7 protein-coding genes and 1 pseudogene are annotated in these 13316 nt (G+C 32.8%); 3 read left to right on the top strand and 5 right to left on the bottom strand.

Annotation, left to right across the window (positions count from 1 at the left end):
* Entirely contained in the window at positions 1–1023 is a 1023-nt protein-coding gene (locus J1D01_RS07590; RefSeq protein ID WP_421150394.1) for an iron dependent repressor, metal binding and dimerization domain protein, read from the top strand.
* A 3-nt stretch (positions 1024–1026) separates the two neighbouring features.
* Positions 1027–3229 (top strand): annotated as a pseudogene (feoB, locus tag J1D01_RS07585) (ferrous iron transport protein B).
* A 92-nt stretch (positions 3230–3321) separates the two neighbouring features.
* Here the strand turns inward: feoB and J1D01_RS07580 are convergent.
* On the bottom strand, positions 3322–5568 hold the full coding sequence (locus J1D01_RS07580) for a TonB-dependent receptor (RefSeq protein ID WP_421150393.1): 2247 nt from the start codon (positions 5566–5568) through the stop codon (positions 3322–3324).
* A 113-nt stretch (positions 5569–5681) separates the two neighbouring features.
* On the opposite strand from J1D01_RS07580, the gene J1D01_RS07575 reads away from it, so the two are divergent.
* Complete coding sequence (locus J1D01_RS07575) at positions 5682–6338, top strand: metal-dependent transcriptional regulator (RefSeq protein WP_372935746.1); 657 nt, start codon at positions 5682–5684, stop codon at positions 6336–6338.
* Positions 6339–6391: 53 nt separating this feature from the next.
* Here the strand turns inward: J1D01_RS07575 and J1D01_RS07570 are convergent, their stop codons facing one another.
* The 4 genes from J1D01_RS07570 to J1D01_RS07555 form a co-directional block, all read right to left on the bottom strand.
* Positions 6392–7513, bottom strand: a complete 1122-nt coding sequence (locus J1D01_RS07570; RefSeq protein WP_372935748.1) for an efflux RND transporter periplasmic adaptor subunit — start codon at positions 7511–7513, stop codon at positions 6392–6394.
* Positions 7514–7525: 12 nt separating this feature from the next.
* Positions 7526–11863 carry a CusA/CzcA family heavy metal efflux RND transporter gene (locus J1D01_RS07565; RefSeq protein WP_421150392.1) on the bottom strand — a complete coding sequence of 1446 codons (4338 nt, stop codon included), beginning with the start codon at positions 11861–11863 and terminating at the stop codon, positions 7526–7528.
* Between the two features lie 70 nt (positions 11864–11933).
* Entirely contained in the window at positions 11934–12332 is a 399-nt protein-coding gene (locus J1D01_RS07560; protein ID WP_421150391.1) for a hypothetical protein, read from the bottom strand.
* A 43-nt stretch (positions 12333–12375) separates the two neighbouring features.
* Positions 12376–13251: a 3-keto-disaccharide hydrolase gene (locus J1D01_RS07555; protein ID WP_372938178.1), complete on the bottom strand. Its 876-nt coding sequence runs from the start codon at positions 13249–13251 to the stop codon at positions 12376–12378.
* Positions 13252–13316 lie beyond the last annotated feature (65 nt).

Raw genomic sequence — 13316 nt, 5'->3', positions numbered from 1 at the left:
ATGAATACCTACAATCCAATATCGGCACTTATCATCTTTTTTATTATTGCAATATTACTTTTTGTTCTGTTTAAACCAAAAAAAGGTTGGTTTTGGATTTTAAAAAGGAATTTAAAAGGCAATGAAAAAACAATTATTGAAGATATTTTAAAGCAGTTATATCATTTTGAAAATTCTGAAAACAAAGTAGATATGAAAACTTTGGTTAGGGTTTTAAATTTTAACAATAAAAGCATTGTTGAAGCCATAAAAAAAATGACCATTAATAATTTAATTTATTTTGAATCAGATATTTTAAAATTAACGGAAACCGGTAGAGAATATGCGGTGCGTATTGTAAGGGTTCATAGGCTTTGGGAACGTTATTTAGCCGATAAAACGGGCTTTGATAAAACCGAATGGCATGATAGAGCCGAAAAAATGGAGCATAAGTTAAACCATGATGAAACCAACACATTAGCTTTACATTTAGGAAACCCAAAGTTCGATCCGCATGGAGACCCTATTCCTACAAAAACAGGCAAAATGGCAGAGGTTACTGGAACAGAATTACCACTGCTACCTGTAAATACCGTTGGTAGAATTACCCATATTGAAGATGAACCCGAAATAATTTACAAGCAAATTTTAGCAGAGAACATTCATATAGGCTCCCTAATTAAAGTCATTGAAAACAATGCTACCCGTATTGTATTTCTATCAGAAGGTGAAGAGTTTAGGTTGGCGCCTATTGTAGCAGCAAACTTAACTGTTGCCCCTATTGAAAAGGAAATTGTTATAGAAGATAATATTGCCAGATTATCAAGTTTAAAAGCATCTGAAACTGCCGAAATTATTGGAATTTCTAGAGAAAGTAGAGGAGAAAGCAGAAGACGACTTTTAGATTTAGGTTTTGTAAAAGGAGCTCGTATTAAAATAGATTTAATAAATCCATTAGGAGAACCACATGCCTATTTAATTAAAGGAACTTCTATTGCTTTAAGAAAAAAACAAGCGTCAAAAATCCTTATTAAAAAAGATTAAATCATGGACACAAAAGTAAAAAGTGCTTGCGAAACTTGTGAATATTTCAATGCAGAAGGATTGAAAAAATTAGGAATAAACACTCGTAATTTTGATTTTGTTGTGGCTTTAGCCGGAAATCCTAATACAGGAAAAAGTACCGTATTTAATGCATTAACAGGATTGCGCCAACATACAGGAAACTGGCCAGGTAAAACAGTTACCAGAGCCGAAGGTGGGTTTCAGTATAATAATCAAAAATTTAAATTGGTTGATTTACCAGGAACATATTCGTTACTTTCAACATCTGAAGATGAAGAAACTGCCCGTGATTTTATCCTTTTCGGAAAACCTAATGTAACTGTAATAGTTGTTGATGCAAATAGGTTAGAGCGTAATTTAAATTTAGTACTTCAAATATTAGAAATTACAGATAAAGCGGTACTGTGTTTAAATTTAATGGATGAAGCCAAAAGAAATCACATTACTATAGACCAGCGTACTTTAGCGCGCGATTTAGGTATTCCAGTAGTACCAACAAGTGCTCGGTTTAATGATGGTATTCCAGAGCTAATTCACACCATTAGTGAGATTGCAAATGGTAATATTGTATGTAAACCACACCGTATTAAAAATGTACCTAGTAATATTGAAAATGCAGTAACAACACTTGCTAAAGAAATAGAAAAAGAGTTTCCTAATATTGCTAATAGCCGGTGGATTGCCTTTAGGTTATTAGAAGGCGATACACATATTATTAATGCATTAAGAGCTGGAGAATTAGTTTAACTAATTGGTGTTTTAAATTATGAATAATAATAAAATAGACCATATATTAGAATTATCAAACGAATTGCGTTGGCAAATTGGTGATGATTTTCACGATAATTTAACCGAAGGTATTTATGCCGATGCTGCCCAAATAGTAAGAGATACGGTACAGGTAGATAATTCAAAAAAACGCTTTAGGTTAGATAGACAAATTGATAAAATAGTTACTAGTAAAACTTTTGGGTTTCCTATTATGTTTTTAATCTTAGCAGTGGTGTTATGGTTAACTATAATTGGAGCTAATTATCCTTCTGGTTTATTAGCACAACTGTTGCTAGATACCATTCATCCTGCTTTAAAGACTTTGGCATCAAATATAGGAATGCCATGGTGGTTAGATGGGTTTTTAATAGATGGTGTTTATCTTGCTGTGGCATGGGTTATTGCGGTTATGTTGCCGCCAATGGCCATCTTTTTCCCTTTGTTTACACTGCTTGAAGATTTTGGTTATTTACCCCGAATTGCTTTTAATTTAGATAGTTTATTCAAAAAATCGGGGGCACATGGTAAACAAGCTTTAACTATGAGTATGGGTTTTGGTTGTAATGCTGCGGGCGTAGTGGCAACTAGAATTATAGATAGTCCTAGAGAGCGTTTAATTGCTATAATAACCAATAATTTTTCATTATGTAATGGGCGTTGGCCTACACAAATTTTAATAGCTACCATTTTTATTGGAGCTGTTGTTCCAGCTTCATGGTCTAGTTTGGTATCCTTATTAGCTGTTATAGGAATAGCTGTTTTGGGTATGGTTTTTATGTTTGGTACCTCTTGGGCATTATCTAAAACCATGCTAAAAGGAGAGGTTTCTACATTTAATTTAGAGTTACCTCCTTATCGTCCACCTCGTTTTTGGAAAACCTTATATACGTCATTAATTGATAGAACCATGATTGTTTTATGGCGTGCTATTGTGTTTGCAGCTCCTGCTGGTGCTGTAATTTGGTTAATTTCTAATGTGTATATAGGTGATGAAAGTATTGCTGCTTGGACAATTGATTTTTTAGATGGTTTTGGTTTTCTTTTAGGGTTAAACGGGGTCATTTTATTAGCTTATATTGTAGCTATTCCAGCTAACGAAATTGTAATTCCTACCATATTAATGCTTACTGTAATGGTAACAGGTATTGCTGCCGGATCTGGTGCTGGTGTTATGTTTGAATTAGATTCGGTGACTGCTACAGGCGATATTTTGCGTGCAGGAGGGTGGACTTTACTAACAGCTATTAATTTAATGTTGTTTAGTTTATTGCATAATCCGTGTAGTACAACTATTTATACAATTTATAAAGAAACAAAAAGTGTTAAATGGACTGTTTTTGCCTCTATCATGCCTGTTGTTTTAGGGTTTATTGTTACTTTTTTAGTGGCTCAAATTTGGAGGATTATTTTTTAATCTATAAAACAAAAAATAACCGTTGATACTGCTTCAAACGGTTATTTTTTTATCTAATTTTAGAGGAAAATGTTTTGACTTACATTTATAAGTTAGTTTAATGTATATCTTAACCCAAAAAACAAACGTCTTCCTTGGTTTGGTCCATATACATAAGCTGGGTCAAAAGTTAATGCATATGGGTTATTTGCTGTTGCAATTGCATTTCCATCGTTATCAAAGCTAACATCTTCATCAAACGGATCATGAGATCTAGCAATTATAAATGGGTTGCCCTTATTGGGAGTCCAATTAAGTAGGTTTTTTACACCTCCATAAATTTCAAAATTTTTTAAACCATCAAAAGTAAGTTGAATGTTTTGAATGCTCCAAAATGGCGATTCTGCTTGTCTAGGATCTAAGTCGCTTAAAAGCGGTAATCTCATAGGGCCATAAATGTTTCCGGTGTAATCTATTGTTACATTATATTTATAGTTTTTATAGGAAGCAGCCCACGTACCCGTAAAGCTTTCTGTTAAAATTTGGCGTTCTGTAACATTGTTTTCGGTTTTAGATACATCTTGAATGGTTGCGCCAGCTAGCAGTTTTATACCATTAGAAAACATAATATCCATATTAATACTAACTCCTTGGCTAATAGCTTTTCCGTCTAAATTATCATAAATAATTTGGTTCGGGTTAGTATCGTAATCTGGTAAAATAATATTATTAAAATAGGTGTACCAAGCCGAGGCATCTAAACCAATAATAATACTGCTTTTAGTGAAAATTTTTGTCATATAATTAAGATTAACGTTATATGAGCGTTCTGGCTTTAGGGTTTCGGTTATAACTACATCTCTAGCGCCGGTAAGTGCAGCATGTTCTTCGGTAAATAAGTTAACTACTCTAAACCCGGTACCAGCATTAACACGAAATATATCGTTGTCTGTGGGTTTAAATTTATAAGCTATTCTTGGGGTAAAGATGTTGCCGTGTCTTTTATCGTAATCATAACGACTACCTAAAAGTAGGTTGTGTTTTTCGTTTAATTTTATTTCATCTTGAATAAATAGGGAGGGGATAACAAGTTTGTCTGCTTTAGGAGTAGCCGGTGTATTATCGTTGTAAAAATTATAACGAGCTGCTACCCCAAATAGTAAATCATGATTTTTAAGCGGTTTATCCCATGTAAATTGAGTAAACCCAATACGTTGGTCTGCTATATAGGGCGTATCTCCATATACTGAATTCTGATGATGATCTGTATACGAAAATTGAAGAAACATCTTTTCATCAATAGGTAATTGGTATTTTCCTAAAATTTCAAAACGATTGGTGTAAATGCTTTCTCCGTAAATTTGATTACCTCCACGGTACGAAGGATTCCATTGCATTTCACCACCCCAGCGGTCTTCGTAATAAAACCGACCTGCCATAGAAAAAATACGATTGTTAGAGCGTTTAAAATTCCATTTTTGAAATACCGATATCCTATCTTGAAGAGTTACATCTGTAAAATTGTCGTTGTTGTTATCAATAGGATTACTGTAATTATAATAGTTTATACCCGTTAGTATATCGGTTTTACTTCCTAATTGAGCTTTAAATCCAATATCGGTATTTACTTCTCCCCAACCAGAAACGTAACTATCGGCAAATACTATAGGTGCGTTTTCGGGTAATTTTGTAATAATATTAATAAGTCCACCAACGGCTTCACTACCATATAAAGAAGAAGCGGGGCCTTTTACTATTTCAATCTGTTCTATGAGTGAATTGGGAATGCCCGAGAGTCCGTAAACAGTTGAAAGTCCGCTAACAATAGGCATGCCGTCTATTAAAACTAAGGTGTATGGGCCTTCTAAACCATTAATATGTATATCTCCAGTATTGCAGACACTACAGTTAATTTGAGGGCGCACGCCATTTACATTTTGAAGTGCTTCAAAAATATTGGGAGTTGGGTTTTTCTTTAAAAATGTAGGCGAATAAACCTCTACAGGAACAGGGCTTTCTAAACGAGAAACAGCTTTTAAAGTTCCTGTAACTACTACTTCATCTAGTATTGCTAATTCATTTAAATGAAAGTTAATGTTGATGTTCTTGTTGTTTACAGTAATACGCTTTTTTTGAGTTTTGTACCCAGTAAACGAAGCTATTAAATTGTATTGTCCTTTTTTAATGTTGTTAATGCTGTAAAATCCGTTTTCATCGGTTATAGTGCCTTTTTGGATTTCTTTTATGTAAACATTTGCAAAGGGCAGAGGTTGCTCATTAGAAAATACACGACCACTTATTTCCTGACTTAATAGATTTAAAGGTAGGAAGCTGATAACAAATAGTAATAGAAATTTCATTTTTAGTCTTTTAGTTATTATTAATTTATACAAATGTAAAAATAAATTTAGACTAATCTAAAAATAGATTTAAAAATACGTTTAAACTATATTTGCTACTAAATAAAGAAGTGATGATAACGCTTACAGAAGAAAATTACATTAAAACCATATACCAGTTAGGTAAATATGGAACCTTAACGGTTAGTACTAATAATATTGCCGAAGCTATTGCTGCCAAAGCTTCTTCGGTAACTGATATGATTAAAAAATTAGCAGACAAAGGTTATGTTGATTACAAGCGTTACCAAGGCGCTACATTAACTTCAAAAGGAAAAAAAATTGCTGCTGATGTGGTTAGGAAACATCGTTTATGGGAGGTGTTTTTGGTTGAAAAGCTTAATTTTTCTTGGGATGAGGTGCATGATATAGCCGAACAATTAGAGCATATAAAATCAGACAAACTAATTAATGAATTAGATAAGTTACTGGATTATCCAACCCATGATCCTCATGGAGATCCAATTCCTGATAAAAGAGGCGAGATTAAAAAATCAAACAAAGTATTGTTGTTTACTTTAACCGAAAAAGCCAAAGGTGTATGTGTTGGAGTTAAAGATACCTCGTCTGCTTTTTTAAAATATTTAGATAAACATAAAATAGCTTTGGGTTCAGAAATTCGCGTGGTTTCTCGTGAAGATTATGACGACTCTATGGTTATTGAAATTAAAGGAAAACCAATAACCATATCGCAAGCTGTTGCCAGTAATTTATTTGTAATAGAAGAATAGTAAAATCCTTAACTATAGTTCCTTATAACATTTAATTTTTATAATGTATTTAATTATATACCAATCAAACTAAAGGCTCCGTTTGTAAGATATTGAGTGTTATTGTTTTCCAGATTTACACTTTTAATTTCTGTATAACCATCATGGGTTTTTCCAACAGTTACTTTTGTTTGTATAAAGTAATAGTTTTGTTCATCTACTTCATCTAAAACAAGCAGATAGTGGTTGTTTTCCATTTCAACAACGGCATTTTGCGGTAAGGCACTAGAGGTAATTTCATGAGTTATAATTTCAGCATTAACAAACATCCCTGTTAGAAACTGTTGCGATTCATCTTTAGGGTGTGCGTGTACCCTAATGGTTCTATTTTCATCAATAGAGGTGCCTACTAAATGTACTTCGGCTTCATAGGTTTCATTAGAGTTTTCAGGAATGCTAAAGTGTATTTTTTGGTGTTTTTTAATATGCATAATATCTTTTTCATAAACCGAAAGTTCTAAATGAATATGGCTGTTATCTATAATCTCTAAAATGGGAGAGGAAGGAGTTACATAGCTGCCTCTTGAAACAAATATGTTGGTAATACTGCCATTTATGGGGGCAAAAATATTGGATACAGAAGTTGTTTTTCCTTGTTCTACTTTTAACGGGTTTATGTTTAATAATGATAATTGTTTTTTAAGACCGTTGTATTTTGCAACGGCAGACTTAAACTCACTTTCGGCTTTTAAATATTTTTTTTCTGAAATAATATGTTCTTTAAACATGGTATTTTGTCTGTTGTACTCAGATTTAAGGTAATTAAGCTGCTCTTTAATTTCCAGATATTCTTGTTGCATTTTAATAAATTCAGGATTTTCAATAGAAAGCAACATTTGTCCTTTTTTAACCTTATCTCCAACTAATAATGAAATAGATTTTATATAACCACCTGTAATGGCATTTACGGTAGCTTTGTTTTCTGGTGGCACGTCTATTATGCCATTTACTTTTACGCTAACCGGAAAAGTCTTTTTTTCTAATCGGCCTAAAGCCATGTTATTAGCATTAAATTGTTCTTTTGAAATTACAATACGATTATCATTTGCTAAATTTTGAGAGTCTTTTTCAGAATTTTTGCACCCTAAGACTGCCAATAAAAAGCTTATAGTTAATAGTTTATATGTTTGAGTCATGATATACATTTTTTAAAGTGTTAAGTAGTTAATGGCTATAACTGTTTGGTTGTATGTGTTAAGGTTTTCTAGATAATTAAGCTGAATATTGTAGGCATTCTCCAGACTTAAGATGTACTGATAAAAATCTATCTCGCCGTTTTTAAAACTGCTATTTGCGGTTTTTAAAATTTCTTTAGAAAGTTGAAAACCCTCAGTTTCAAAATAATCTAGTGCTTTTTGATACTGATTTAATTGTGATAGCAATACTTTATGCTTGGTATTTAATTGAATGGTATAATCTTGAAGTCTTTCTAAAGCTATATCTTCTGAAATTTTAGAAGCTTTTATTTTAGAAGCTTTTCCTGTAAAAAACAGAGGAATTTTTAGCCCAATTTGATAGCCCGTTAAATGGGTTTCAATCTCAGAATTACTACCTTGAAAGTAGTTTAAAGTAATATCTGGTAACAACTTTTGTTGTTCTAATTTTCTTGATTGTTCTGCTACTGCTATAGCGTGAGTGTAAAGTGATATTTCTGCACTTTCGTCTAAATTTGTTAAAGCTAAATCTATCTTTTTTAAAGGTTGAATAGCAATATGTAAACTATCTTCACTTTGTACTAAACTCATTAATTGGTTGTATGTAATAGCAACTTCATCTTTGGCTTTTGTAAGGTTTAAAGTTACTTGCCGTTGTTTAGATTTAGCTGTTATTTTTTCTAAATAATTAGTTTCACCCAACTCAAAACGTCTTTGTGCAGTATGCGCAAAATTTTGATACAAACTATCTAAGGTTTTGTGAATTTGTGCTTTTTCCAAAGCAAAAATATATTGATAGTAGCTAGACGTTATTTTACGTTTTAAGGCTTTTTCTTTGATGGCATAACTAGAGGATTCTAAATTATAATTAGCTCTTTGTAGTTTTTTTTGAGAACCATAAACTGTTGGAAACATAAATTCTTGTTGAATACCAAAAACGCTAATAGGTTTATTGTTGCTAGCTAAATTATTTTCATCATAACCATAGTAAATTTCTGTTTTATCAAAATTGAAAGCACTATTTATTAAAGCCTTTGATTGTATCATTTTTAAATGATTTGCCTTGAGGCCTGCGTTGTTTTTTATGGCAATCTTAATAAGGTCATCTAACGAATTTTGATTGTTTTGCCCAAAGGATTTAAGTGAAAGTAAGCCAAATAACACGAGTATAGCTAGTGTAGAAGATGGTTTGATTTTCTTTTTAATTCTAATTTTTTTAAACTTAACAAAGTAAGAATAGAGTATGGGTAATACCACAAGCGTAAGTATAGTAGAAGTTATTAACCCACCAATTACCACGGTGGCTAACGGACGCTGCACTTCTGCACCCGCATTGGTTGAAATAGCCATAGGTAAAAATCCTAAGGCAGCAGCAGATGCTGTTAACAATACAGCACGAAGCCTATCTTTAGCGCCCTGTTTTATTAATGTTTCCATGTCTTTAAAATCTTTATGATTTAGTTCTTTAAAATGTTCAATGAGAACAATGCCATTTAAAACAGCAATACCAAACAATGCAATAAAACCTACCCCTGCAGAAATGCTAAAAGGCATTCCTCTAAACCACAATAGTAGTATGCCACCAACCGCTGCTAGTGGTATAGCTGTGAAAATTAACAGGGCTTCTTTTAAAGATTTAAATGCGAAATAGAGCATAATGAAAATAAGGATGAGTGCTATAGGTACAGCTACTTCTAATCGGGATTTGGCATTTTCTAAATTTTCAAATTGGCCCCCATAGGTGATACTATAACCTGCAGGAAGGGTGATGTTTTTATCAATAAGCGATTGTACATCATCTACAACTGATTCTAAGTCCCTATTCCTTACATTAATTCCAACTACTATTCTTCTTTTGGTGTCATCTCTTGAAATTTTTGCAGCGCCTTTTTTGTAAGTGATAGTGGCTAATTCATGCATGGGTACTTTGCCGCCGTTTGGTAAATCAACATATAAGTTTTTAATGTTCTCTATGTCTGTACGGTTAGTTAGGTCTAGTCTTACCACTAAATCAAAGCGTTTTTCGCCCTCAAAAACTTGTCCTACGGTTTTACCAGCAAACCCCATAGAAAGCATGGTGTTGAGGTCTTCAATATTTAATCCGTAGCGTGCAATTTTTGCTCTATTGTATTCTACACTCATTTGAGGTAAGCCATCAATTTTTTCAACGGTTATATCTGCAGCGCCTTCTACATGATCAATGAGCGATTTTATTTCAGTTCCTTTTTTTGAAAGTATTTCTAAATCTTCACCAAAAATTTTAATGGCTATATCTGCCCTTACACCTGTTATAAGTTCGTTGAATCGCATTTCAATAGGTTGGGTAAATTCTACTTCCATACCCGGAATTATAGCTAGTGTCTTCTTAAATTTATCGGCTAGTTTATCTTTTGAAGTGGCCGATACCCATTCGTTTTTAGGTTTTAGCACAATAATAACATCACTTTCTTCCATAGACATGGGGTCTGTTGGTACTTCGGCAGCACCAATTCTTGTTACCACTTGTTTTACCTCTGGAAATTTTTCTAGTAAGATGTTTTCAATTTTAGTGGTGATTTCAACAGTTTTTTTTAAAGAAGTACCCGTTTTTAAAACCGGTTGAATTACAAAATCACCTTCATCTAAAGTGGGTACAAATTCCCCACCCATGGTTGTAAATATGTAAATGGAAATGGTTAGCAATAAAGCAGCTAAACTAAGCACAAACTTTTTACTTTTAAAGGCCCAATTTATGGTAGGATTATAGATGTTATTTAAAAATCGCATTAGGCGGATGGATACATTTTTATTAGATTGAATGGTGGGTTTAAGAAATAGGGTAGCTGCAACAGGCACATAGGTAAAACAAAAAATCATGGCACCTACTAAAGCAAAACTAAAGGTTAATGCCATAGGTTTAAACATTTTGCCTTCAACACCACTTAAGGATAAAATAGGAATGAATACTATGAGTATAATTAACTGCCCAAATATGGCAGAATTCATCATTTTTGAAGCCCCATTAAAAGTAATACTATCTTTAAATGGTTGGAGTTCGGTTTTAGATAACGATACAATTTTTGCCTGATTTTTGGTGATTTGAAAAGCAATAAACTCAACTATAATAACGGCACCGTCAATGATAATTCCAAAATCAATAGCTCCAAGGCTCATTAAATTTGCATCTACTCCAAAAATATACATGAGAGATATGGCAAATAATAAACAGAGCGGAATTACCGATGCCACAACTAAACCAGAGCGGATGTTTCCTAAGAGAAGAACCACAACAAATACTACAATAAGGCAGCCTAAAACTAGGTTTTCGGTTATGGTAAATGTGGTTTTTGCAATTAGTTCACTTCGGTCTAAAAAGGCATTAATATAAACTCCTTTGGGTAGTGATTTTGAGATAGCATCAACACGTTTTTTTACCGCTTGAATAACTTCTTTAGAGTTGGCACCTTTAAGCATCATGACTTGCCCTAGTACTTTTTCGCCTTCGCCATTTCCTGTTATGGCACCAAATCGGGTAGCGTTTCCAAAGCCCACTTTAGCAACATCTTTAATATAAACAGGAATGCCGTTGGTGTTTTTAATAACAATATTTCTAATGTCATCTAGTGAAGCCACCAAACCATCTCCTCTAATAAAATAAGCTTGATTTACCTTTTCAATATAGCCACCACCCGCAATGCTATTATTTTGCTCTAAGGCACTAAAAACCTCGTGAGCCGAAATTTGCATAGCGTTTAATTTGTTGATGTTTAAAGCAACTTCGTACTGTTTTAAAAATCCGCCCCAAGTGTTTACTTCTACTACACCAGGAATACCCGATAGTTGGCGTTTTACAATCCAATCTTGTATGGTGCGTAAATCTTGAGCGGTATAATTATCTTTATACTCAGGTTCAACATCTAGAATATATTGGTAGATTTCTCCTAATCCAGTAGTTATAGGTCCCATTTCTGGTTTGCCAAAACTCTCAGGAATTTTTTCTGAAGCCGATTTTATTTTTTCGGCAATTAATTGGCGTGGTAAATAAGTGCCAATAGCATCGTTAAAAACAATGGTTACTACCGATAAACCAAATTTTGACACTGAACGAATTTCTTGAACACCCGGTAAATTTGCCATTTCTAACTCTACAGGATAGGTAATAAATTGTTCCATATCTTGCGTAGATAGATTTCTAGATGTGGTAATTACTTGTACCTGGTTATTGGTTACATCTGGTACAGCACCAATAGAAATTTTAGACAAGGCATATAAACCAAAACCAATTATAAACGCGGTAAAAATTAGAATAAGGTATTTATTCCGTAAGCTTAATTTTATAATATAAGATAACATAATTCATTGTTAAAAAATTTGTCAACCCATAGAAAATATAAGTTGAAAAGAATATTTAAGATGTATTGAATTATGCTTGCCTAGGCGGATGAAGTAGCTCTTTATTGTTAAGAGAAACGTATAGGTTTAAATAGTGAAAATTAGTTTTGGTGGTTTTGGTAGCCTTTAAAGTATTGATGTGATATGAAGTTTGAAAGGGAATAAAACCGATAAGTATTGAACAGTGTCCTTGACATTGAAAAGGTAATTGTTCATGGTCATTTTGTTCTTCTTGATGGTTTTTGCTGTGTTCTAGTTTTAATTTACCGTAATGTTTTGATAAGAACACAAAAAAGTTATCGCCATATTCTTGTTTATGATATTGGGCATGTTCTAAAAACTCATCTATTTGCAAAAAATCTTGTACTACTACATGAAAACTTTGCATGAGTATAAAACCAGATAATAATATGCTTATTAATTTGCTCACTTATACAAAGTTAGTGAATTTTAAGAAAGCAAAAATTGAAAACTTATTTAAACTTAACTTGTTTTCTTATAAATTTAGGAAACTTTTTAATAGGTGTTACTGTAAGTTGTTTGTAGTAACATTCGGCTGCTTCAGATTGTATTTGTATTTCACCTTTGTTTAAAATAGTGCCATCGTGTTTTTTTGCATTTTCTACCACCATAACAATATGCCCATTTACAACATGAACAGCGTTATTACCTAAAACATAAATTTCTAAATGATTCCATTTGCCATGAGGCGCATCGTGTTCTGATGCAGCATGAATATAGCCCTTGCCAACAGAATACACGTTTGAGTTTGGATTGTATTTTTTTTCTATTTCAAAATCACCTCTAATATCAGCAGTGGGAGAACCTACTTTTGGTTTAGCAGAATTACCTCCTAACGGAATAAAATCGCCTAAATCACTTTCCTGTACTTGATATTCTAAACAGGTTTTCCAAGTGTTCCAAAAACGTCCGTGTTCACCATAACAATGGTATAAAATACCACTATCTCGTTTTTTGTCTAATCTAGGTTCCCATTTTTTATCGCCCCATTTAAACAAAACGCTTAAATGATAGTTTTTAAAAGATTCTTTAGATGAAATACACCCAAAAATTTCGCCAGTAATTTTTAAAACGGGCTCGCCATTTTCTTCAATTATAGAAAATACATTTTTTAGGTTATTATTTAAACCTATTGGTGCTCCAGAGTTCATTTTATCAGATTGATATGTGCCTTCTGGAAGTCCAGTAACTGTTGAGTGTGGTATGCTTAACCAAATATCAAAATGGCTTAATTCTTTATCGAATAATTCAATGGGCTTATTTAATTTTTGAGAATATGATGTAATACCATTTATGGCAAACAATAAGATTATAATTTTGGTTTTCATTGGTTTAGTTGGTTGTTAAAATAGATGTAGGTAAGTTAATGACAACCACAATTGTTATCATTACC

The sequence above is a fragment of the Seonamhaeicola sp. NFXS20 genome, assembly GCF_049132085.1.
Taxonomy (GTDB): Bacteria; Bacteroidota; Bacteroidia; order Flavobacteriales; family Flavobacteriaceae; genus Seonamhaeicola.
This window is presented reverse-complemented; position numbering and strand designations above follow the sequence as displayed.

Bases quoted from the DNA above. Each gene is read 5' to 3' on its own strand.
- J1D01_RS07590 (WP_421150394.1), top strand. From the start codon at position 1: ATGAATACCTACAATCCAATATCGGCACTTATCATCTTTTTTATTATT.
- J1D01_RS07580 (WP_421150393.1), bottom strand. From the start codon at position 5,568: ATGAAATTTCTATTACTATTTGTTATCAGCTTCCTACCTTTAAATCTA.
- J1D01_RS07575 (WP_372935746.1), top strand. From the start codon at position 5,682: ATGATAACGCTTACAGAAGAAAATTACATTAAAACCATATACCAGTTA.
- J1D01_RS07570 (WP_372935748.1), bottom strand. From the start codon at position 7,513: ATGACTCAAACATATAAACTATTAACTATAAGCTTTTTATTGGCAGTC.
- J1D01_RS07565 (WP_421150392.1), bottom strand. From the start codon at position 11,863: ATGTTATCTTATATTATAAAATTAAGCTTACGGAATAAATACCTTATT.
- J1D01_RS07555 (WP_372938178.1), bottom strand. From the start codon at position 13,251: ATGAAAACCAAAATTATAATCTTATTGTTTGCCATAAATGGTATTACA.